This is a genomic window from Bradyrhizobium sp. Leaf396 (assembly GCF_001424605.1).
Lineage (GTDB): Bacteria > Pseudomonadota > Alphaproteobacteria > Rhizobiales > Xanthobacteraceae > Bradyrhizobium > Bradyrhizobium japonicum_C.
In genome coordinates, this window is record NZ_LMQJ01000004.1 from 291440 (window position 1) to 313000 (window position 21561).

The 21561-nt window shown below is 65.1% G+C and carries 19 protein-coding genes; 4 read left to right on the forward strand and 15 right to left on the reverse strand.

Going from position 1 to position 21561, the window contains the following annotated elements; translation table 11 throughout:
• Positions 1–64 precede the first annotated feature (64 nt).
• Positions 65–1012, reverse strand: a complete 948-nt coding sequence (gene htpX / locus ASG57_RS06240) for a zinc metalloprotease HtpX (protein ID WP_024341440.1) — start codon at positions 1010–1012, stop codon at positions 65–67.
• Positions 1013–1200: 188 nt separating this feature from the next.
• Here htpX and ASG57_RS06245 point away from each other — a divergent pair, with 188 nt between their 5' ends.
• The 3 genes from ASG57_RS06245 (at position 1201) to ASG57_RS06255 (ending at position 4522) form a co-directional block, all read left to right on the forward strand.
• Positions 1201–2499: a lytic murein transglycosylase gene (locus ASG57_RS06245; RefSeq protein WP_057195896.1), complete on the forward strand. Its 1299-nt coding sequence runs from the start codon at positions 1201–1203 to the stop codon at positions 2497–2499.
• Between the two features lie 240 nt (positions 2500–2739).
• The gene (locus ASG57_RS06250; protein WP_057195897.1) at positions 2740–3243 is read left to right on the forward strand and encodes a DUF1993 domain-containing protein; all 504 of its coding nucleotides are present in this window, start codon (positions 2740–2742) and stop codon (positions 3241–3243) included.
• Between the two features lie 178 nt (positions 3244–3421).
• Positions 3422–4522 carry an alkene reductase gene (locus ASG57_RS06255; protein WP_024341437.1) on the forward strand — a complete coding sequence of 367 codons (1101 nt, stop codon included), beginning with the start codon at positions 3422–3424 and terminating at the stop codon, positions 4520–4522.
• A gap of 122 nt (positions 4523–4644) precedes the next feature.
• Here ASG57_RS06255 and ASG57_RS06260 read toward each other — a convergent pair whose 3' ends face one another.
• From ASG57_RS06260 to ASG57_RS06300, 9 genes are all read right to left on the reverse strand, one after another.
• Positions 4645–6387: an ABC transporter substrate-binding protein gene (locus ASG57_RS06260; protein WP_024341436.1), complete on the reverse strand. Its 1743-nt coding sequence runs from the start codon at positions 6385–6387 to the stop codon at positions 4645–4647.
• Between the two features lie 130 nt (positions 6388–6517).
• Positions 6518–6847: a DUF2160 domain-containing protein gene (locus ASG57_RS06265; protein WP_024341435.1), complete on the reverse strand. Its 330-nt coding sequence runs from the start codon at positions 6845–6847 to the stop codon at positions 6518–6520.
• A gap of 10 nt (positions 6848–6857) precedes the next feature.
• Positions 6858–7664, reverse strand: a complete 807-nt coding sequence (locus ASG57_RS06270) for a carbohydrate ABC transporter permease (protein WP_024341434.1) — start codon at positions 7662–7664, stop codon at positions 6858–6860.
• Positions 7664–8566: a carbohydrate ABC transporter permease gene (locus tag ASG57_RS06275; RefSeq protein WP_057195898.1), complete on the reverse strand. Its 903-nt coding sequence runs from the start codon at positions 8564–8566 to the stop codon at positions 7664–7666. Before ASG57_RS06275 ends, ASG57_RS06270 begins: the two co-directional genes overlap by 1 nt.
• Positions 8566–9651, reverse strand: coding sequence for an ABC transporter ATP-binding protein (locus tag ASG57_RS06280; RefSeq protein ID WP_057195899.1), 1086 nt, complete (start codon positions 9649–9651; stop codon positions 8566–8568). The genes ASG57_RS06275 and ASG57_RS06280 overlap by 1 nt, the downstream gene beginning before the upstream one ends.
• A gap of 14 nt (positions 9652–9665) precedes the next feature.
• A complete protein-coding gene (locus ASG57_RS06285) occupies positions 9666–10745 on the reverse strand; it encodes an ABC transporter ATP-binding protein (protein ID WP_024341431.1) in 1080 nt (359 codons plus the stop codon).
• Positions 10742–12292 (reverse strand): glycerol-3-phosphate dehydrogenase, encoded by a 1551-nt coding sequence (glpD, locus tag ASG57_RS06290; RefSeq protein ID WP_057195900.1) that lies wholly within the window; start codon positions 12290–12292, stop codon positions 10742–10744. The genes ASG57_RS06285 and glpD overlap by 4 nt, the downstream gene beginning before the upstream one ends.
• A gap of 314 nt (positions 12293–12606) precedes the next feature.
• The gene (locus ASG57_RS06295) at positions 12607–13455 is read right to left on the reverse strand and encodes a DeoR/GlpR family DNA-binding transcription regulator (protein ID WP_024341429.1); all 849 of its coding nucleotides are present in this window, start codon (positions 13453–13455) and stop codon (positions 12607–12609) included.
• A gap of 92 nt (positions 13456–13547) precedes the next feature.
• Positions 13548–14234 (reverse strand): HAD family hydrolase, encoded by a 687-nt coding sequence (locus tag ASG57_RS06300; RefSeq protein WP_024341428.1) that lies wholly within the window; start codon positions 14232–14234, stop codon positions 13548–13550.
• A 154-nt stretch (positions 14235–14388) separates the two neighbouring features.
• On the opposite strand from ASG57_RS06300, the gene ASG57_RS06305 reads away from it, so the two are divergent.
• A complete protein-coding gene (locus ASG57_RS06305; protein WP_057195957.1) occupies positions 14389–14841 on the forward strand; it encodes a nuclear transport factor 2 family protein in 453 nt (150 codons plus the stop codon).
• 111 nt (positions 14842–14952) lie between these two features.
• On the opposite strand, the gene ASG57_RS06310 is transcribed toward ASG57_RS06305, so the two are convergent.
• The 5 genes from ASG57_RS06310 to ASG57_RS06330 all read right to left on the reverse strand — a co-directional run bounded on the left by ASG57_RS06310 (position 14953) and on the right by ASG57_RS06330 (position 21431).
• Positions 14953–15144 (reverse strand): hypothetical protein, encoded by a 192-nt coding sequence (locus tag ASG57_RS06310; RefSeq protein ID WP_024341426.1) that lies wholly within the window; start codon positions 15142–15144, stop codon positions 14953–14955.
• Between the two features lie 220 nt (positions 15145–15364).
• Complete coding sequence (locus ASG57_RS06315; RefSeq protein WP_057195901.1) at positions 15365–15775, reverse strand: acyl-CoA thioesterase; 411 nt, start codon at positions 15773–15775, stop codon at positions 15365–15367.
• A 7-nt stretch (positions 15776–15782) separates the two neighbouring features.
• On the reverse strand, positions 15783–17879 hold the full coding sequence (locus ASG57_RS06320; protein ID WP_057195902.1) for a 3-hydroxyacyl-CoA dehydrogenase NAD-binding domain-containing protein: 2097 nt from the start codon (positions 17877–17879) through the stop codon (positions 15783–15785).
• Between the two features lies 1 nt (position 17880).
• Entirely contained in the window at positions 17881–19164 is a 1284-nt protein-coding gene (locus ASG57_RS06325; protein ID WP_057195903.1) for an acetyl-CoA C-acetyltransferase, read from the reverse strand.
• Positions 19164–21431: an acyl-CoA dehydrogenase gene (locus ASG57_RS06330; protein WP_057195904.1), complete on the reverse strand. Its 2268-nt coding sequence runs from the start codon at positions 21429–21431 to the stop codon at positions 19164–19166. Before ASG57_RS06330 ends, ASG57_RS06325 begins: the two co-directional genes overlap by 1 nt.
• Positions 21432–21561 lie beyond the last annotated feature (130 nt).

A 21561-nucleotide genomic window follows, 5' to 3' on the forward strand; every position in this document is an offset into this window, starting at 1 on the left:
ACCTGCCGTGACCACCCTGTGTGCGCCAGGTCACAAAGCCGGGCACAAATGCTTGCCGGTTCCGTCAGCCCCAAGGACCTCGCGAAGGACCGCGCGAGGAGGAGCGGCCCCAAGGGCTGCGCGGCGGATAGTTCTCGTTGGCGCCGACCGATGGCATCGCCCGCGCGCCGAGCTCGGCCGCGAGTTGCTGGAGGGCGGCAACACGGTTCTGCGTCGAAGGATGGGTGGCGAAAAGGTTGTCCACACCATGGCCCGACAGCGGATTGATGATGAACATGTGCGCGGTCGCTGGATTTCGCTCCGCCTCGTAGTTCGGCACCTGATGTGCCGCGCCCTCGATCCTCACCAGCGCGGAAGCCAGCCACATCGGCTGTCCCACGATGCGCGCACCGAGATTATCCGCGGCATATTCGCGGGTGCGGCTGATCGCCATCTGCACCAGCATGGCGCCGAGCGGAGCGAGGATCATCATCAGGATCGAGCCGACGATGCCGAGACCATTGTTGTTCTCGCGGTTGCCGCCGAAGAACATCCCGAACTGCGCGAGCATGGAGATCGCGCCCGCGATGGTCGCGGTGATCGTCATCAGCAGCGTGTCGTGGTTCTTGATGTGGGCGAGCTCGTGCGCGATCACCCCGGCAAGCTCCTCGCGGCTCAGCTGGTTCATCAGGCCGGTGGTGACGGCGACTGCGGCGTTCTCGGGGTTACGGCCGGTCGCGAACGCGTTGGGCTGGACCTCGTCCATCACGAACACGCGCGGCATCGGCAAGCCGGCGCGGCCCGCAAGCTCCGCGACGAGCCCGACCAGCTCCGGTGCGGTCGAACGGTCGACCTCATGGGCGCCGTACATCGACAGCACCATGCGGTCGGAGTTCCAGTAGGTGAAGAGATTGGTCGCGGCGGCAACGACGAGCGCGATCATGGCGCCGGAGGCGCCGCCGATCAGGTAGCCGACGCCCATGAACAGGGCGGTAAGGCCTGCGAGCAGCATTGCGGTACGAAAATAGTTCATGGCCGTCTCCTGGAGCCGGCCGCGGCCGCTGGAAGCGCCTGCAGGCCGGCAAACATCAGGTAGGGATGACCCCGGCCGGGATTCAAGGTTTCCGGGTGCGTCGCGGAGCCGCGGCACTGGTCTGAGCGCCACCGCTCCATTAAGCTTCAGCAAGACTCCCAGCGTCTCCCTCCCTCAGCGGAAACCTCATGCTCCTGACCCGATTTGCGATCGCGGCCACCGCTCTTTTCGCCCTCTCCGCTCCCGCCTCCGCCCAGCTCGCTCCGCCTGCCAAGACTGCCGCGCCCAGACCCACCGCGGCCCTGCCCCGTGCCGCCTCATGCCACAACGGGGCGAGCTTCGACCGCTTCCTGGCCGACGTGAAGCAACAGGCCGTGGCCGCCGGCGTGTCGCAGCGGACAATCGCGGAGGCTTCGCCGTATCTCGTCTACGACCAGGGCATCGTCAATCGCGACCGCGGCCAACGCGTGTTCGGCCAGCTCTTCACCGAATTTGCCGGCCGCATGGCCGCGCCCTACCGCATGCAGAACGGGCAGCAGCACATCAAGCAATACGCCGCCGCGTTCGCGCGCGCCGAGAAGGAATATGGCGTGCCGCCGGCGGTGATCGCAGCCTTCTGGGGCCTGGAGAGCGATTTCGGCGCCAACATGGGCAATCTGCCGACGCTGAAATCGCTGGTATCGCTCGCCTATGATTGCCGCCGTTCGGAGATGTTCGTGGGCGAGACCATCGCCGCGCTGAAGATCATCGACCGCGGCGATCTGCATCCCGACGAGATGATCGGCTCCTGGGCCGGCGAGCTCGGGCAGACGCAGTTCCTGCCCGTGCACTACGTGAACTACGCTGTCGACTATGACGGCGACGGGCGGCGCGACCTGTTGCGGTCGCCAGCCGATGTGATCGGATCCACCGCGAACTACATTGCCAATGGCTTGAAGTGGCGCCGCGGCGAACCCTGGCTGGAAGAGATCAAGGTGCCGCCGAACCTGCCGTGGGAGAAGACCGATCTGACAGTGCGCGAGCCGCGCTCGACATGGGCGCAGCTGGGCGTCACCTATCCCGACGGGCGGCCCCTGCCGAACGACAATCTCGCGGCCTCCGTGCTGCTGCCGATGGGACGAAATGGTCCCGCCTTCCTGGCCTATGCGAATTTCGCGGCCTATACCGAGTGGAACAACTCGCTGATCTACTCGACCACGGCGGGCTATCTCGCCTCGCGCATTGCCGGTGCCGCGCCGATGCGCAAGCCGGCGCAGCCGGTGGCGCAGCTGCCGTTCAGCGAGATCAAGGAATTGCAGCAGCTCCTGGTGCGCGCCGGACACAATGTCGGCAAGGTCGACGGCATTCTAGGTCAGCAGAGCCGCACGGCGGTGAAGGCGATGCAGATCAAGTTCGGCCTGCCCGCCGATTCCTGGCCGACCGCCGAGTTGCTCGCCCGCATGCGCGGCAGCACGGCGCAGGCGCAGCCGGCGGCGACTATCCGCTGAACAATCCATCCGTGGTCATTTCCCGTCGCTGTGCGCAATTGCGCATTGGGAGCCATCCAGTACGCCGCAGCCTGTCGGCTCCAATCACGACCGTCTCGGAGTACTGGATCGCGAAGGGTGACAGAGTGGAATCTTCGTATCGCAGAAGGCCTCTTTCCGCGATTGCATTTTTCCATGAGGTTCCCATGTGAGGGGCTCAGGTTTTCTCCTGAGATTTCCCACCATTGAAGCGAGCATCACATGTCCTTCTACGACGCCGTCGTCCCCGCGTACTTGCAAATGCTGAACAGCGTGACCGGGCTGCTCACCAAAGCCGAGGCGCATTGCGCGGCCAAGAAGATCGACCCCGGCGTCTTGCTCGGTGCACGCCTCTTCCCGGACATGCTGCCGCTGTCGAGACAGGTCCAGCTCGTCAGCGATTTCGCCGCCAAGGGCTGCGCCCGGCTCACGCACAGCGAGGTGCCCTCGACCCTCGATACCGAGACGACCTTCGCGGAGCTGAAGCAACGCCTGGCCAAGACCATCGACTATGTGAAGTCGTTCAAGCCCGAGCAGTTCGAAGGGGCTGAAGCCAGAGACGTCACCTTCCCGTCCGGCCCCAACAAGACCACCACCATGAAGGGCCAGCAATTCCTGAGTTCGTTCTCGCTGCCGAACTTCTATTTCCACGCCGCGACTGCCCACGGCATTTTGCGCCATAACGGCGTCGAGATCGGCAAGCGCGATTTCATGGGCGCGAACTGATTTGCCGAAACGCACGGCCGCGTAGCGAAACTCTGCTGCAGCGGCCGGAATTGCGCATGAATCATGCTACGCGGCCCTGCCGCGTAGCATGCCTGCGCGCTGCGTATGGCTCCGCCCTTGCGCCCGCAGTCACGATGCACAAGTGTTCGTGACCTCTCATTGCCCGGAAGCATCTCCCATGAGCCGCCCGACCAAATTGTTCGAAACCTACAAGCTCGGCCCGATCACGCTGGCCAATCGCCTGGTGATGGCGCCGCTGACGCGCAACCGCGCCGTACCAGGCACCTTCGTGCCCGGCCCGCTCGCGGCCGATTATTATGGCCAGCGCGCCTCCGCGGGTCTCCTGATCACAGAAGCAAGCCAGGTCTCGCAGCAGGGCCAGGGCTACCAGGACACGCCCGGCATCTACAGCAAGGACCAGGTCGCCGGCTGGCGCAAGGTCACCGACAAGGTGCATGGACGCGGCGGCAAGATCTTCATCCAGCTCTGGCATGTCGGCCGCATCTCGCATGTCGATCTCCAAGCCAATGGAGCAGCCCCGGTTGCACCGAGCGCAATCCGCGCCAAGGGCAAGACGTTTGTGAACGGCGGCTTTGCCGATGTCTCCGAACCACGCGCGCTCGAGCTTTCCGAGATTCCAGGGATCATCGACGACTTCAAGCGCGCCACGAAGAACGCGCTGGAGGCCGGCTTCGACGGCGTCGAGATCCACGGCGCCAACGGCTATCTGCTCGACCAGTTCGCCAAGGACGGCGCCAACAAGCGCACGGATGCCTATGGCGGCTCGATCGAGAACCGCGCGCGTCTGATGCTCGAAGTGTCCAAGGCCGTCGCCGCCGAGGCCGGCGCCGACCGCACCGGCATCCGCATCTCGCCCGTGACGCCGGCCAACGACATTTCCGACAGCAACCCGCAGCCGCTGTTCGAGCACATTGTCGACGGCCTCAGCGCGCTGAAGCTGGTCTATCTCCACGTCGTCGAAGGCGCCACCGGCGGCCCGCGCGACTTCGCGCCGTTCGATTATGCATCCTTGCGCAAGCGCTTCTCGGGCGCCTACGTCGCCAACAACGGCTATGATTTCGATCTCGCCACCAAGATCCTGGACGCTAACGCGGCCGACCTCATCGCCTTCGGCAAGCCGTTCATCTCCAACCCCGATCTCGTCGAGCGGCTGAAGCAGGGCGCGCCTCTGAACGAATGGGACAAGACCACGTTCTACGGCGGCGGCGCCAAGGGTTATACCGACTATCCGACGCTGGCGGCCGAACCGGCGGAGTGATGTCTTATCCCTCTCTCCGGTTGATGGGAGAGGCAAAGACAAAACCAAAAGGCCGGGATCGCTCCCGGCCTTTCGTGTTTGGATGGATGGCCGGGTCAGCTCCGGCCACGACATCTACGACATCACTTCGCTTCGGCGCGCTTCGGAGGCTGCGCCGGCCACGACTTGATCAGCGTGTCGTAATCGACCGTCTCGCCCTTCGGCTTCTCGTTGGCGAGCTTGCGCTGGGGCGCGATGGTGCCGTCCTTCTCGGCCTTCGCGAACCAGTACTCGGGCTTCTCCTTCTTGTGCAGCTTCGGACCGCAGGCGCCCTGCACGCCGGACTTCTCCAGACGCTCCATCACGGAGTCCTGGGCAGCGGCCAGCGCATCCATCGCCTGCTGCGGCGTCTTCGCACCGGACGACGCATCGCCGATGTTCTGCCACCAGAGCTGGGCGAGCTTTGGATAGTCCGGCACGTTGTTGCCGGTCGGGGTCCACTGCACGCGGGCAGGCGAGCGGTAGAACTCGACCAGGCCGCCGAGCTTCGGCGCACGTTCGGTGAACGACTTGTCCCAGATGTCGGATTCACGGACGAAGGTGAGACCGACATGGCTCTTCTTCAGCGACACCGACTTGGAGACGATGAACTGGAGATACAGCCATGCCGCCTTGCGGCGATCCGGCGGAGTGGACTTCAGGAGCGTGAGCGAGCCCGCGTCCTGGTAGCCGAGTTTCATGCCTTCCTTCCAGTAAGCGCCGTGCGGCGAGGGAGCCATACGCCATTTCGGCGTACCGTCGGCGTTCATCACGGCGATGCCCGGCTTCACCATGTCGGCGGTGAAGGCGGTGTACCAGAACATCTGCTGGGCGATGTTGCCCTGCGCCGGCACCGGACCGGACTCGGAGAAGGTCATGCCCTGGGCCTGCGGAGGCGCGTACTTTTTCATCCAATCGAGGTATTTGGTGATCGAGTAGACCGCCGCCGGCCCGTTGGTGTCGCCGCCGCGCTCGACGGAGGAGCCGACCGGACGACAGCCTTCCATGCGGATGCCCCATTCGTCGACCGGCAGGCCGTTCGGGATACCCTTGTCGCCGTTGCCGGCCATCGACAGCCATGCGTCGGTGAAACGCCAGCCCAGCGAGGGGTCCTTCTTGCCATAGTCCATATGGCCGTAGACCTTGACGCCGTTGATCTCCTTGATGTCGTTGGTGAAGAACTCGGCGATATCTTCATAGGCGGACCAGTTCACGGGCACGCCGAGCTCGTAGCCATACTTGGCCTTGAACTTGGCCTTGTAGTCTGGGTTGGTGAACCAGTCGTAGCGGAACCAGTATAGGTTGGCGAACTGCTGGTCCGGCAGCTGATAGAGCTTGCCGTCCGGACCCGTGCCGAACGACTTGCCGATGAAGTCGTTGACGTCGAGCATCGGATTGGTGACGTCCTTGCCCTCGCCGGTCATGTAATCCGACAGCGCGATGGTCTGGCCGTAGCGGAAGTGGGTGCCGATCAGGTCGGAATCGTTGATCCAACCGTCATAGACGTTCTTGCCCGACTGCATCTGCGTCTGCAGCTTCTCGACGACGTCACCTTCCTGGATGAGGTCATGCTTGAGCTTGATGCCGGTCAGCTCCGAGAACGCCTTGGCGAGGGTCTGCGCCTCGTATTCGTGGGTGGTGATGGTCTCCGAGACGACGTTGATCTCCATCCCCTTGAAGGGCTCGGCGGCCTTGGCGAACCACTCCAGCTCCTTCTTCTGGTCTTCCTTCGACAGAGTCGAGGGCTGGAATTCCGCGATCCACTTCTGGATCGTGGCCTCGTCGGCGGCGCGCACCGGAGCCGAGAGGGCGAACGAAACCGCAACAATCGCGGCAGCGCTCGACATGGTCAGAAAACTGCTCTTGGTCAATGGACCTTTCCTTCTCCTAAACTGTCGCATGTTGTTCCTCCGTTGCAGCGACAAACTTTTATACAGACCCGGATTGCGCCCGGATCTGGCCGTCCCTTCGCGAGCTTCAGACCGTGCGGAAAATGAGCACGGCCGTCAGCAGCGAAATTCCACTTGCGAGCCACAGGCTCGAGATTTCCAAGCCCTCCTCGCCGATCGGGAGCGTGGCGATGGGGTCGGTGCCGACGAGGCCGATCCACACCAGGTGGATGACGGCGGCCGCGATCAGCGAGATGAACAGGCGATCGCCGCGCGTGGTCGGGATGCGCAGCACGCCGACCCGCTCGGCCTCGGGATAGACCGCTGCGAGCCAGGTCATCACGGCGAGCGTGCAGGCGAGCGCGGCGAAGAAGATCGCGGTCGGCAGCGTCCAGGCCATCCATGCGATGGATTCCATTGATGCCCCCTCAGACGCGACCGAGCGCGAAGCCGCGCGCGATGTAGTTGCGGACGAACCAGATCACCAGCGCACCCGGGATGATGGTGAGCACGCCGGCGGCCGCGAGCAGGCCCCAGTCCATGCCGGCCGCCGACACGGTGCGCGTCATGATCGCTGCGATCGGCTTTGCATGCACCGAGGTCAGCGTGCGCGCGAGCAAGAGCTCGACCCAGGAGAACATGAAGCAGAAGAAGGCGGCGACGCCGATCCCGCTCGCGATCAGCGGCACCAGGATCTTGATGAAGAAGCGCGGAAAGGAATAGCCGTCGAGGAAGGCGGTCTCGTCGATTTCGCGCGGCACGCCGGAGACGAAGCCTTCCAGGATCCACACCGCCAGCGGGACGTTGAAGATGCAGTGCGCGAGCGCGACGGCCCAGGGCGTATCGAACAGGCCGATCGCCGAATAGAGGTTGAAGAACGGCAATGCGTAGACCGCCGCCGGCGCCATGCGGTTCGACAGGAGCCAGAAGAACAGGTGCTTGTCGCCGAGGAAGCGATAGCGCGAGAAGGCGTAAGCCGCCGGCAACGCCACCGAGATCGAGATGATGGTGTTGAGGACCACATATGTCAGCGAGTTGATGTAGCCGGAATACCAGCTCTCGTCCGTGAAGATGCGCTTGTAGTGCTGGAGCGTCGGGGTGTGCGGCCACAGCGTCATCGTCGAGACGATCTCGCTGTTGGTCTTGAAGCTCATGTTGACGAGCCAGTAGATCGGCAGCAGCAGGAAAACCAGGAATAGCCCCATGATGAGGCGGCGGCCGGGGATCGAATGCATCACGCGGCTCCTTCCTTCACGGCGCGCTCGGCGCCGGCATTGGTCATCACGGTGTAGAAGATCCAGCAGACGATCAGGATGATGAGGTTGTAGACCAGCGACAGCGCCGCGGCCTTGCCGAGGTCGAACTGGCCGAGCGCGATCTTGACCAGCTCGATCGACACGAAGGTGGTGGAGTTGCCCGGCCCGCCGCCGGTGACGACGAACGGCTCGGTGTAGATCATGAAGCTGTCCATGAAGCGCAGCAGCACCGCGATCAGGAGCACGCGGTTCATTTTCGGCAGCTGGATCGCCTTGAACACGGCCCAGCGCGAAGCGCCATCGATCTGGGCGGCCTGGTAATAGGCTTCGGGAATCGACTTCAGGCCGGCGTAACACAGCAGCGCAACGAGGCTGGTCCAGTGCCAGACGTCCATCACGATGACGGTGACCCAGGCGTCGACGTCGTTGGAGACGTAATTGTAGTCGAGACCAATGGCGTTGAGGGCATAGCCCAGCAGGCCGATGTCCGGCCGGCCGAAGATCTGCCAGATCGTGCCGACCACGTTCCACGGAATCAGCAGCGGCAGCGCCAGGATCACGAGGCAGGCCGCGACGGTCCAGCCCTCGCGCGGCATCGACAGCGCGACGACGATGCCGAGCGGCACCTCGATTGCGAGGATCACAAGCGAGAAGAACAGGTTGCGCCCGAGCGAAGCCAGGAAGCGGCCGCCGAGATCGGTCGAGGGATCGAGCAGCTCCTTGAACCAGCCGACGCCGTTCCAGAAGAACTGGTTGTTCCCGAAGGTGTCTTGCATCGAATAGTTCACCACCGTCATCAGCGGCAGCACCGCCGAGAAGGCGACGACCAGGAACACCGGCAGCACCAGGAACCAGGCCTTTTGGTTGACGGTCTTGTCCATCAGGCGGCTCCCTCCACCAGAAGGCTGTCGGCATAGACGTGAACGTGCGACGGATCGAGTTTCAGCCCGGCCGTGCCGTCCGCGCTGGTGAAGCCGCTAGGGGCCCGCGCCGCCAGTTTGGCGTCGCCCAGACGCGTCCGAGCGAAACGGATGCGGCCGAGATCGTCGATGCGCTCGATCTTCGCCGTGAGCAGGCCCGGCGCCGGCGCGACGGCCTCGACGAATTCGGGACGGACCCCGATCTCGATTTTGGCGCCCGCAGGCAGATTGTCGTAGGCGCGGTTGAGCGCGATGACGTGGCCGCCGATACGCGCCTCGCGTCCCCTCACCTGCGCCGGCAGGATGTTCATGCCGGGCGAGCCGATGAAGTAGCCGACGAAGGTGTGAGCCGGCTTGTCGAACAGCTCGGCCGGCGTGCCGCTCTGCACGACGCGGCCGTCATGCATGACCACGACGGTATCGGCGAAGGTCAGCGCCTCGGTCTGGTCGTGCGTGACGTAGATCATCGTGAGGTCGAGCTCGCGATGCAGCGCCTTCAGCTTGGAGCGGAGCTGCCATTTCAGCTCGGGATCGATCACAGTCAGCGGCTCGTCGAACAGCACGGCGGCGACGTCGGAGCGGACCAGGCCGCGGCCGAGCGAGATCTTCTGCTTGGCATCGGCCGTGAGCCGCGTCGCCTTGCGATGGAGGTAGGGTTCGAGGTCGAGCAGGCGGCCGATCTCGGCGACGCGCTTGTCGATCTCGGCCTTCGGCACGCCGCGGTTCTTCAGCGGAAACGCCAGGTTCTGGCCGACCGTCATGGTGTCGTAGATCACCGGAAACTGGAACACCTGGGCGATGTTGCGCTTCTGGGTTGACAGCGGCGTGATGTCCACGCCGTCGAACAGGATCTTCCCGCGCGATGGCGTGATGATGCCGGAGATGACGTTGAGCAGCGTGGTCTTGCCGCAGCCGCTCGGGCCGAGCAGCGCGTAGGCGCCGCCCTGGCGCCAGGTCATGGTAACGGGCTTGAGCGCAAAGCTTTCCGGCGCGGCATCATTACCGCCGTAGGAGTGCGCGAGATCGACGAGGTCAATGCGGGCCATGGCGCACCTTCCCCTTACGAGCCTGGAGCGGCGACCAGACGGTCGGCCGCATCGAAGACAAAAACATCATTGGGATCGAGCACGGCATCGAGCGTCTGGCCGGGCTCGAACTCGTGCACGCCGTGCAGCACCGCCACCCAGTTCGATCCGTCGCGGGTCAAGTGCACGAAGCTCTCCGAACCGGTGATCTCGGTCACCGTCACCGTGGCGTGGAAGGCGTGGCGGTCGGTCTGGCCATTGGCGAGCCCGAGCTGGTGGGCGCGGAAGCCCACGCGATAGGCGCCATCGGCGAGGCCCGCGTAAAGACCTGAGGCCGGCGAAGAAGCCGTGCCGCCTGCATAGGCGACCTGCCCGTTCTTCTTCTCGATGCCGACGAGGTTGAGCGGCGGATCGGAGAACACCTGCGCGACGCGCAAGGTCTGTGGACGGCGGTACACGTTTGTCGTCTCGCCGATCTGCAGCGCCTGGCCCTCCCACATGCAGACCGTGTTGCCGCCGAGCAGAAGTGCTTCGGTCGGCTCGGTGGTGGCATAGACGAAGATCGCGCCGGAGGCCTCGAAGATGCGCGGCAATTCGGCGCGCAGCTCTTCGCGCAGCTTGTAGTCGAGATTGGCGAGCGGCTCATCGAGCAGCACGAGGTCGGCGCCCTTGACCAGCGCACGCGCGATCGCGGTGCGCTGCTGCTGGCCGCCGGAAAGCTGGAGCGGCGTGCGCCTCAGGAACGGTTCGAGCCGCAGCAGCTTGGCCGCCTCGGCGACGCGCGCCTCGATCTCATCGCGCGGCTTGCGCTGCACGCGCAGGGGCGAGGCGATGTTCTCGTAGACCGTCAGCGAGGGGTAGTTGATGAACTGCTGATAGACCATGGCGACCGAACGCTGGCGCACGTCCGCACCGGTGACGTCCTTGCCGTTGACCACCACCTTGCCCGTGGTCGGCTTGTCGAGGCCTGCGAGCAGCCGCATGATCGAGGTCTTGCCCGACAATGTCGGGCCGAGCAGCACGTTGAGGGTTCCGCTCTCGAGCGTCAGCGAGACGTCGCGGATATGCGGGACACCCTCGACGGTCCGGGTCACGTGATCGAGTGTCACCGTCATGAGCGTCCTCCTGCTTCCAGCAGGGGACTTTGCTGCACGGCGTGGGTCCTGACCCAGTCGTCAAGCGCCGCAATCTCGTCGGCAGATAGTCGCAGGCCGAGCTTGGACCGGCGCCAGACCACGTCCTCGGCGGTGACGGCCCATTCATTGGCCATGAGGTAGCGGACCTCGCGCTCGGTCAGTGTCGCACCGAAGGCCAGGCCGAGATCGGCGGCCGATTTCGCATCGCCGAGCAGCTTGATCGCCCGTGTGCCATAGGCGCGGGCAAGACGTCGCGCATGCTCGTGGCCGAGGAACGGATAGCCGCGCTGGAGCTCGGCGATCAGCCCGTCGATATCGGACACGTTCATGTCGCCGCCGGGCAACGGCCATTTTCCGGTCCAGCCCTCCCGCGCTTTCGCGCTGCGGAGATAGGGCGCGAGCCGCTCCAGCGCCTCCTCGGCGAGCCTGCGATAGGTCGTGATCTTGCCGCCATAGATCGACAGCAGCGGTACGCCGCCGGGCGTGTCGAGCTCGAACACGTAGTCACGCGTGGCGGCCTTGGCTTCGCTGGCACCGTCGTCATAGAGCGGACGCACGCCGGAATAGGTCCAGACCACGTCCTCCGGCCTCACCGGCTTGGCGAGATATTCGCTCGCCGCGGCGCAGAGATACTGGATCTCCTCGGCCGTTGCCTTCACCTTGGCCGGATCGCCGTCATAGTCGCGGTCGGTCGTGCCGATCAGCGTGAAGTCGTCCTGATACGGGATGACGAAAATGATGCGGCCGTCGGCGTTCTGGAACATGTAGGCGCGGTCGTGGTCGTAGAGTTTTCTCACGACGATATGTGAGCCCTGCACCAGGCGGACTTTTGCCTTGGCGTTGACGCCGGCGCCGCGGCCGAGCACGTCCTCAACCCAGGGACCGCCGGCATTGACCAGCGCGCGCGCCTGGATCTGCGAGCGCTCACCGGTCAGCGTGTTGACCATGCCGACAGTCCACAACCCGTCGGACTGGCGTATCTCGGTGGCGCGGGTGCGCGTGCGGATCTCGGCGCCCTTGTCGGCGGCATCGCGCGCGTTGAGCACGACGAGCCGGGCGTCATCGACGAAGCAGTCGGAATATTCGAACGCGCGGGCGTAGCGATTGGGTATCAGCGGCTTGCCGACCTCGTCGCGCCGAAGATCGACCGAGCGCGTGGCCGGCAGCAAATGACGGCCGCCGATGTGGTCATAGAGGAAGAGGCCGAGGCGCAGCAGCCAGGCCGGACGCAGGCCGGCATGGTGCGGCAAAACGAAACGCAGGGGGCGGATGATATGGGGCGCGATGCCCCAGAGAACCTCGCGCTCGATCAGCGCCTCGCGAACCAGCCGAAACTCGTAATATTCGAGGTAGCGCAGGCCGCCATGCACCAGCTTGGTCGACCAGGACGACGTCCCGCTCGCCAGATCATTCATTTCGCACAGGAAAACCGTGTTGCCCCGGCCCACCGCGTCGCGCGCGATGCCGCAGCCGTTAACACCGCCTCCGATGATGGCGAGATCGAAAATACGCTCCAAAAGACGCATCCCCCGGCGACCGCCCGTTCATTGGGCGGCAACTTTCGTTTTAAATTACATCACACCCAGAAACGAAAGCAAGACGAAAGAGAAGCGAAAGAAAATGAAAGTGGAATATTTCCTGGGGCGAAGGGGCGAAAGCGAAGGCAGCGCGCGGGCGCTTGGAAGCCAGCGGGCCAGCCGAACTCGCCACGCCGGGGGCGTCCGGGCCCCGCGTTCTCTGTCCTGTCGAACCAGGCGTGGGATCAGGTCATGCCGGAAGCTCTTGCCCCCAACGCTGGCTGCGGGGACGACGGCGCTGCGCCCTGAAGCAGACTAAGCCTCTATCGCAGCCGCACCACCGGCGCTGCCTCAGGCGCGGCGTCCTGCGCATCGGCCTGGGGCTCATCATTCTCGCCCAACCCTTTCGGCAACGCCTCCACCACTTCGATGCCCTTGCTGTGGCAGATGGTGGCGAGACGCTCGGGCAGTTCCTGGTCGGTGACGAAGGTCTGGATCTGGGTGATGTGGGCGATGCGCACCGGCGCGCTGCGGCGGAGTTTCGTCGAATCGGCCACCAGCATGACGCTGCGGGCGTTGGCGATGATGGCCTGCGCCACCTGCACCTCGCGATAGTCGAAGTCGAGCAGCGCGCCCTCCTCGTCGATGGCGGACGCGCCGATGATGGCATAGTCGACCTTGAACTGGCCGATCAGCTGCGTCGCAGTCGAGCCGACCACCGCGCCATCGGCACGCCGTACCGTGCCGCCCGCGACCACCACCTCGATGCGGGGATGGCGATAAAGCAACATCGCGACGTTGAGATTGTTGGTGATGACGAGCAGATCCTCGTGCGAGGTCAGCGCGCTCGCGACCTCCTCGGTCGTGGTGCCGATGTTGATGAACAGCGAGCAGCCGTTCGGGATCAGCGAAGCGGCCGCCGCGCCGATCGCCTTCTTCTCGTCGGCGGCGACGAAGCGGCGCGCCTCATAGGCGAGGTTTTCCACGCCCGAGGCGATGATGGCGCCGCCGTGGATGCGGGTCAGCGACCTCCGTTCGCAGAGGTCATTGAGATCCTTGCGGATGGTCTGCGCCGAGACTTCGAAGCGACGCGCGAGCTCCTCGACCATGACGCGGCCGGAGGCGCGCGCAATGTTGAGGATTTCGGCTTGGCGATGGGTCAGTCCGGTCACGGCAACGGCCTCAAATCAGAATGATGCATGGTGCGGCGGTTCGCGCCTTCGGTCAATGCGCGCGTCGATCACGGTTAACGGATGATGGGTGCTCACCAGGCCATGGCGTCGGCAAGACGCGTGAGCAGCGCCGGATCGTCGAAGGCGCCGGCGGACGTGACGGCGCCTGCTGCAATCAGGTCAGCATGGCTGAGGCTGGTGCGGATGCCGATGGTCGGGATGCCGGCTGCCGCAGCGGACTGCACGCCGGTGCGGGAATCCTCGAATGCGATCGAGGTTTCCGGCCTCGCGCCGACGAAACGCAACCCTTCCTGATAGGGCAGCGGATGCGGCTTGCCGTGCGGCAGCTCGGCGCCGATCACGATGGCCTTGAAGCGATGCGTGATGCCGAGGCCGGCGAGCAGCAGCTCGGCATTGAGACGCGGCGCGTTGGTCACGGCCACCATGGGAATGCCGGCGCTGTCGGCACGATCGAGCAGCGCCATCAGACCTGGCAGCGGTGCAATCTGCCCGGCCACCAGCGTTCGGAAGACCTCTTCCTTCTCATCGAGGATCAGGGCGCGCCGTTCCGGCGCTTCATGCGGCAAGAAACGCTCGCCGATGGCGACATTGGCGAAGCCCTGCAGCTCTCTGGAGAAGCGCGCGTGATCGAAGACATGGCCATGAGGACCGAGCACCTGGTTGAAAGCCTTCAAGTGCAATGGATCGGTATCGGCGAGCGTGCCGTCGATGTCGAACAGCAGCGCCCTCCCCCTCGCATCGTGGCTGGCCTCGATCATTTCCGTACTTTCTCGATGTGCGACGCGTCGACGCGGAACACGTATCAATATGGCTTCGATCGCGCAACGACGCATGCGCATCCCTGCTCACGCGACACTCGACAAGTCCGCGGGCGACTGCAACACTCCGGCCAAGACCAAAAAGGAGGAAACGATGACGATCAACAGACGTGATCTGGCGCTCTCCACTTTCGCCGTCTCTGCGCTTGCGTTCGCCACGCCAGCACGCGCTGCGTCGGCGGACGAGGAAGCCGTGGCAAGGAAGGTCGAGGCCTTCCGCCTTGCCCAGATCGCGGCGGACCCGAAGGCGCTCGGCGCGCTCTGCGCGGACGAGCTGAGCTACAGCCATTCCAGCGGCAAGGTCGAGGACAAGGCGACCTTCATCACTAACGCGACCGACGGCAAGTCCAAGTTCCTGTCGATCGAATACAAGGACCCGACCATCAAGGTGGTCGGACCAGCCGCGATCGTGCGCTTCCACTGGCTGGGTGAGCAGGAGATGGCGGCCGATGGGAAAAAAGTGTCGACCAACCTTCACATCCTGATGAACTGGCAGAAGCAGGGCGACGAGTGGAAGCTGCTGTCGCGCGCCGCGACAAAGCTGTGATCAGCACTTCCGGGACGCGGATGACAGGTGCGAGCCCGGAATCTTTTGATCAACATTTTGCAAGGCAAGATGGATTCCGGATCGCGCTTCGCGCCGGAATGACGGCGACGGTTACGCCGCCTCCTTCACGTCACCGTTCACCAACTTGCGCGCGGCCCGCTCGGCCTCGCGGGCGTTGCGGAAGAGCTGGCCCTCGAGGCGGTTGAAGCGGTGGGACGAGGCGAAGAAGCAGTAGCCCCCTTGAGAGCGAACGACGATACCTGCGGTCTGCGAATTGACTTCGATGATGTAGCTGTCCGGCATGGTCCGTGATTCCTCGGTGCGGGCAAATAACGGCAATCCTGCCCGAAGGTTCCCAGGCATTGGAGGCCGTTTCCACCCCGAATCGACAGGCAATTGAGTACGCCGGGACCTCATCCGTTTTATGACTGGTTCTTGGCGAAGCCGCGACGGGCCGATCTCACCGGCGCCGCGTTCTGTTGCGCCTGCCATGTCGCGGGATGAGGCAGAGCGTCGCGCGCGATTACGTCGCGATCGGCGGATCGTTGCGCTGGATCGCCTGCGGGCGGCCGTGATCGTCGATGGAGACGTAAGTGAAATTACCGTCGGTGACGAGGAACGGATGAAGCTCCTTGCGACGCAACGCCCATGCCTCGAGATGCACGGTCAGCGAAGTGCGCCCGACACGCACGAGATTGGCATAGACCGAGACGAGATCGCCGACATAGACCGCCTTGCGGAAATTCATCGCCTCGATCGCGACGGTCACGGTGCGCGACCGCGCGGCCTTCGAGGCGAACACGCCGCCTCCGACGTCCATCTGGCTCAACAGCCAGCCGCCGAAGATATCGCCGTTGGCGTTGGTGTCGGCCGGCATCGCCAGCGTGCGGATGCAGAGGTCGCCGCTCGGCCCGGTCGTAGCGTGCTCGCTCATGTCTCTCTCACTTGAAGCTGTCCCAGCCAGGATCGGGCGCGAAGCGCTCGCCGAATCGTTCGGCCAGCGCGCGCAGGGTAGACAGGACATTTTCCGCGCCGCGCGTGCGCGCATAGTTCAGCGGGCCGCCGCGGAACGGCGCATAGCCAGTGCCGAAGATCATGGCGCCGTCGACCGCGTCGGCATCGTCCACGATGCCTTCACGAAGCGCTGCGACGCAGACGTTGGACATCGGCAGCACCAGGCGATCGATCATCTGGTCCGTGACTCGCGGACCGGTCTCTGCGAGCGGCGCCTTCTCCGCCTTGCCATCCTTCCAGGTGTAGAAGCCCTTGCCGGTCTTGCGGCCAAGCTCGCCCTTGGCGACCTTCTCGCGCAGCCAGGCCGGGGTCGGCGGGAGGAGATCGCCGAACTTGGTGCGCAGCATGTCGCCGACGTCGAGGCAGATGTCGAGACCGACCTGATCGGCGAGCTCGATCGGCCCCATCGGCATGCCGAACTGCTCGGCCGCGGCGTCGATCAACCGCTGGTCGACCTTCTCGTCCAGCATCACCATCGCTTCCAGCATGTAAGGCGTCAGCGCGCGGTTGACGAGGAAGCCCGGCGAGCTCTTCACGGCGAGCGGCAGTCGGTCGATCGCACCGACGAAGGCGAGCGCCTGCTTCAGAATTTGCGGATCGTTGCCGTCATGGCTGACGACTTCGACCAGTTGCAGCCGCGACACCGGATTGAAGAAGTGCAATCCGACCAGCCGCTCCGGCCGCGCCAGCGTCATACGCAGATCCTGCAACGGTATGCTGGACGTGTTGGTGGCGAGGATCGCGTCAGGCTTCATCCGGGGCTCGAGCGTGGCATAGACCTTTTGCTTCAGCTCCAGCCTTTCCGGCACCGCCTCGATGATGAGATCGGCATTCCGCACGCCCTCCCCGTCCATGTCGGGGATGAGACGATCGAGCGCGTCGCGCACGTCCGTGCGCTTGCGGATGATCTTGCCATAGAGCTCGGCGGCCCGCTTCACGGCGCCCGCGATCGGCTCCGCCTTCATGTCGGCGAGGGAGACCCGCAGCCCCTGCCCCGCACACCAGGCTGCGATGTCGCCGCCCATGGCGCCGGCACCGATGACATGGACATGCTTGATGGCATTGCCGCCGCCGGCGGCCCTCTTCATTTGCTCACGGAGGAAGAAGACGCGGATCAAATTCTGCGCGGTCGGCGTCACCATCAGCTTGGCGAAGGACGCCTGCTCCGCCTTCAGCATGGCGGCCTTGCTGCCGCCATGAGCCTCCCAGAGATCGATCAGCGCATAAGGGGCGGGGTAATGCTCGCGGGAGGCAGCCTTCGCGGCCTCCGCCCGCATGCGCTTGGCGAGCAGGCCGCGGACCAGCCCGAGATTGGCGGCGCGCGTGAACAGACCTGGCTTTGCCCGCTCCAGGCGTCCGAACAGCGCATCCTTCACCGCGCCGCGGACGTGGCGCTCCTGGGTCACGGCATCCACGAGGCCGAGCGATTTGGCCCGTCGCGCATCGATGGTGCGGCCGGTCAACATCAGAGACATCGACTGCGTGGAATTGACGAGCGTTGTAAAGCGCGCGGTGCCGCCGAGACCGGGATGCAGGCCGAGCATCACTTCCGGGAAGCCGAACCGCGCGCCGTCGATGGCGATGCGCGCCTGACAGGCCAGCGCAACCTCGAGCCCGCCGCCGAGGCAGAAGCCGTGGATGACCGCGACCGTCGGTAGCCTCAAGGCCTCCAGATGCTCGACCACGGCGTGCGCGGCGCGGATGCGCGTCTCCACCACACCGGGGTCGGACACACCGCGGAATTCGTTGACGTCCGCGCCCGCGATGAACCCGGACGGCTTTGCCGATCGGATCACCAGGCCCGCGGGACGCTCGTTCTCGATCGCGGCGAGCACGGCGTCGAATTCCTCCATCACCTCTGAGGAGAGCGTGTTGGCGCTTGCATCGGCGCGATCAAATAGCAGCCAGGCGACGCCGTCGGCATCGCGCGTCAGCTTGAAGTGCTTGTACGGACTTTCCGCAGCAGGCTGGGGTCCCAGCTCCAGCACGCGATCCCCGAGCGCGGTCATGATCTTGGAATCCATGTCACACCGCCTCGATCAGCATCGCGCCGCCGAGACCGCCGCCGATGCATTCAGTGGCGACGCCACGTCGCGTGCCGAGCCGGTTCATTGCGTTGACGAGATGCAGCACGATACGGTTGCCCGAGGTGCCGACGGGATGACCGAGCGAGATGGCGCCGCCGTCGACATTCAGCCTCTCACGCTCGATCTGGCCGGCCGCGCCGTCGAGACCGAGGATCTCGCGGCAGAATTTGTCGTCGTTCCAGGCGGCGAGACAGCCGAGCACCTGCGTGGCAAAAGCCTCGTTCAGCTCCCAGGTCTCGACGTCCTTGATGGTGAGGTCGTTGCGCTGAAGCAGCGGCGTCGCCGACATCACCGGACCGAGCCCCATGATGCTGGGATCGAGCGCAGCCCAGTGGCTGTCGACGATCGCAGCCTTCGGCGTCAGCTTGTGCTTTGCGACCGCCGCGTCCGAGGCGAGGATCACCCACGAGGCGCCGTCGGTGATCTGCGAGGAATTGCCGGCGGTGACCTGTCCCCAGGGACGCTCGAACACCGGCCGGAGCTTTGCGAGTGACTCGACCGTCGAATCCGGCCGCACGCCGTCGTCATGGTCGAAGAACTTGCCGTCGCGGGAGAACGCGGTTTCGACTTCGCCCTTGAGAAACCCGGCGCTTTGCGCATGCGCGAGCCGGCGATGGCTCTCGGCGGCATAGGCATCGGACTGCGTCCGCGTGATGCCGAAGAGATGACCAACGACCTCGGCCGTCTGCCCCATGTTCAGCTCGGTGACGGGATCGGTCAGCCCGCGCTCGAGGCCGATGACCGGCTTGAGATCGCGGGGCCGCAACTTGAACGCAGCCGCGAGCTTGGCGGCCATGCCTCTGGCGGTGGCGAGACCCGCAAACCAGCGCACGCCCGAATTGGGCCAGACCAGCGGCGCATGGCTCAGTGCCTCGGTGCCGCCGGCGAGGATCATATCGGCATGGCCCTCACGGATGTAGCGATAGGCGGTGTCGATCGACTGCATCCCGGAGCCGCAATTGATCTGCACGGTGAAGGCGACCATGTCCTCGCCCATGCCGAGTCGAAGCGCGGCGACTCGGGCGGGGTTCATCTCGTCCGCGACCACGTTGACGCAGCCGAGGATGACCTGGTCGAAGCTATCGGGCGCAAACGGCTGGCGCGCCAGAAGCGGCCGGCCGCACTGCACGGCGAGATCGACCGGCGTGAACGGCCCGGGCCCCGAGCGCGCCTTCAGGAACGGCGTCCTGCTGCCGTCGACGATGAATACCGGTCGTGCCATCAGCTCGCCGCCCTCTGCTCTCCGAGTTCCTGGAAGAACTGATGCACGTCGCCGGTTTTCTTGTAAATCGGCGACAGCGCCTCAGGCGCGAAATCGTCGACCTCGATCACGCCCCTCACGGCTTCGCGGGCCGCGGCGAGCTGCTCGCCTTCGGCCTGCGTGATCACGCCCTTGGCAACCGCTTGCTTCCAGTCGCGGACATGCGCGGCGCGCATGCGCCTGGCGACGGCGTCGGTGCTTGCGACCAGCTCGAACGCGCGCTCGAGACGGGCAAAGCCGCCGTCGTCGTCGACATAAGCCAGATCCGGCGTGAGGCGCTCGCGCGCTGCGGACGGCTCGAGCACGAGGCTCGCGCATTGGTGCACGACCCGGTCGGAGGGGCCGAGCACGCGTGCACCGAACGGCTGGACCACGAACTTGAGGACAGCTGCGACGAAGCGGTTGGGCAGGTTGGCGAGGATTTCGGCAAACCGGTTCTCGATGGTTTTGAAGCCCGTCGCCATGCACCATTCCAGAGCGGCAAAATCTTCCTTTTGCCTGCCCTCGTCCTGCCAGCGCTTCAGCGCCGCCGAGAGCAGATACAGCTCTGAGAGGATGTCGCCGAAGCGCGCCGACAGCATCTCCTTGCGCTTGAGCGCGCCGCCGAGCGTCAGCAGCGCCATGTCGGCGCAGAGCGCAAAGGCTGCGGAGTAGCGCGAGAGCTGGCGGTAGAATGGCGTGGCGTCGCCCGCATCCGGCGCCGGTGCGAAGGCGCCAAAGGTCCAGCTGCGGCCGAAGGCCCGGAACAGCGTCTGGAAGCTGTGGCCGACATGCTTCCAGAACGCCTTGTCGAAGGCGCCGAGGCCGCGCTCGCGATCGGTATCGGCAAGCGCGTTCATCTCGTCGAGCAGATAAGGATGCGCGCGAATGGCTCCCTGCCCGAACACGATGAGGTTGCGGGTCAGGATGTTGGCGCCTTCGACCGTGATGCCGACCGGCACGGCGCGATGGAGATTGCCGAGATAGTTTTGCGGACCGTCGATCACGGCCTTGCCGCCATGGATGTCCATGGCGTCATCGATCGCAATGCGCATCCGCTCCGTCGCATGCAGCTTCATGATGCCTGAGATGACGGCGGGATGAATGCCGGCATTCAGCGCTGCGCAGGTCAGCCGCCGTGCCGCATCGAGCTGGTACGCGGTCGCAACGATGCGCGCCAGCGGCTCCTCGACGCCTTCGAACTTGGAGATGGAGATCCCGAACTGCTCGCGGATGCGGGCGTAGGCGCCGGTGGTCCGCGCGGCATAGGCTGCGCCCGCGGCAGAGAGCGACGGCAGCGAGACGCCGCGGCCGGCGGCGAGCGCCGTCATCAGCATCTTCCAGCCCTGCCCGAGGCGCTCCTTGCCGCCGATGACGTAGTCGAGCGGAATGAAGACATCGCGGCCCCAATTCGGGCCGTTCTGGAACACCTGCATCGACGGCAGATGGCGTTGGCCGATCTCGACGCCCGGCAGATTGGTCGGGATCAGCGCCACGGTGATGCCGAGTTCGTCCTGGCTCCCCACGAGGTGATCCGGATCATATGCCTTGAAGGCAAGACCAAGCAGCGTCGCGACCGGGCCGAGCGTGATGTAGCGCTTGTGCCAGTTGAGCCTGAGGCCCACGACTTCGCGGCCCTCGAACTCACCCTTGCAGATGATGCCGGTGTCGACCATCGAGGCGGCGTCGGAGCCGGCTTCGGGGCTGGTGAGGCCGAAGCAGGGGATATCGCGGCCGTCGGCGAGGCGCGGCAGCCAGCGCTGCTGCTGCTCTTTCGTGCCGAAGCGCATCAGGAGCTCGCCGGGACCGAGCGAGTTCGGCACCATCACGGTGACGGCCGCGGCGATCGAGCGGGTCGAAATCTTGCGCACCACTTCCGAATGCGCGTAAGGCGAGAAGCCGAGGCCGCCGAACTCCTTCGGAATGATCATGCCGAAGAACTTCTCGCGCTTGACGAAATGCCAGACGTCCGGCGGCAGGTCGCGCCATTCCCAGAAGATCTTCCACTCGTCGAGCATGGCGCAGAGCTCGTCGACGGGACCATTGAGGAAGGCCCGCTCCTCGTCCGTCAGCACGGCCTGCGGCACCTTCAGCAGCTTCGACCAATCCGGGTTGCCGGTGAAGAGATCGGCGTCCCACCAGACGTCACCCGCCTCCAGCGCCTCGCGCTCGGTGTCGGACATCGACGGCAGCACGCCGCGCGCCCAGGAAAAAATCGGCTTTGTGACGGTGTCGCGGCGGAAGCTCATGGCTGACCTCATGCATCGGCGCGGTTGGCGGGTATTTTAGCGGAAAGTGGCCGGTGGAGGCGAACACTTCGCCTGCGACATTGACGCGGCCGGGCCGCCGCTCCGGGACCATAACGGCCAGGGCGTGGGG

Excerpts from the sequence above, each read along its gene's own strand:
- ASG57_RS06310 (WP_024341426.1), bottom strand. The coding sequence starts at position 15,144 with ATGCCGGACAGCTACATCATCGAAGTCAATTCGCAGACCGCAGGTATC.
- ASG57_RS06280 (WP_057195899.1), bottom strand. The coding sequence starts at position 9,651 with ATGGCCCGCATTGACCTCGTCGATCTCGCGCACTCCTACGGCGGTAAT.
- ASG57_RS06270 (WP_024341434.1), bottom strand. The coding sequence starts at position 7,664 with ATGCATTCGATCCCCGGCCGCCGCCTCATCATGGGGCTATTCCTGGTT.
- ASG57_RS06265 (WP_024341435.1), bottom strand. The coding sequence starts at position 6,847 with ATGGAATCCATCGCATGGATGGCCTGGACGCTGCCGACCGCGATCTTC.
- ASG57_RS06325 (WP_057195903.1), bottom strand. The coding sequence starts at position 19,164 with ATGGCACGACCGGTATTCATCGTCGACGGCAGCAGGACGCCGTTCCTG.
- ASG57_RS06260 (WP_024341436.1), bottom strand. The coding sequence starts at position 6,387 with ATGTCGAGCGCTGCCGCGATTGTTGCGGTTTCGTTCGCCCTCTCGGCT.
- ASG57_RS06245 (WP_057195896.1), top strand. The coding sequence starts at position 1,201 with ATGCTCCTGACCCGATTTGCGATCGCGGCCACCGCTCTTTTCGCCCTC.
- ASG57_RS06305 (WP_057195957.1), top strand. The coding sequence starts at position 14,389 with ATGACGATCAACAGACGTGATCTGGCGCTCTCCACTTTCGCCGTCTCT.
- ASG57_RS06250 (WP_057195897.1), top strand. The coding sequence starts at position 2,740 with ATGTCCTTCTACGACGCCGTCGTCCCCGCGTACTTGCAAATGCTGAAC.
- ASG57_RS06320 (WP_057195902.1), bottom strand. The coding sequence starts at position 17,879 with ATGGATTCCAAGATCATGACCGCGCTCGGGGATCGCGTGCTGGAGCTG.
- ASG57_RS06330 (WP_057195904.1), bottom strand. The coding sequence starts at position 21,431 with ATGAGCTTCCGCCGCGACACCGTCACAAAGCCGATTTTTTCCTGGGCG.
- ASG57_RS06255 (WP_024341437.1), top strand. The coding sequence starts at position 3,422 with ATGAGCCGCCCGACCAAATTGTTCGAAACCTACAAGCTCGGCCCGATC.
- ASG57_RS06300 (WP_024341428.1), bottom strand. The coding sequence starts at position 14,234 with ATGATCGAGGCCAGCCACGATGCGAGGGGGAGGGCGCTGCTGTTCGAC.
- ASG57_RS06315 (WP_057195901.1), bottom strand. The coding sequence starts at position 15,775 with ATGAGCGAGCACGCTACGACCGGGCCGAGCGGCGACCTCTGCATCCGC.
- glpD (WP_057195900.1), bottom strand. The coding sequence starts at position 12,292 with ATGCGTCTTTTGGAGCGTATTTTCGATCTCGCCATCATCGGAGGCGGT.
- ASG57_RS06285 (WP_024341431.1), bottom strand. The coding sequence starts at position 10,745 with ATGACGGTGACACTCGATCACGTGACCCGGACCGTCGAGGGTGTCCCG.
- ASG57_RS06275 (WP_057195898.1), bottom strand. The coding sequence starts at position 8,566 with ATGGACAAGACCGTCAACCAAAAGGCCTGGTTCCTGGTGCTGCCGGTG.
- htpX (WP_024341440.1), bottom strand. The coding sequence starts at position 1,012 with ATGAACTATTTTCGTACCGCAATGCTGCTCGCAGGCCTTACCGCCCTG.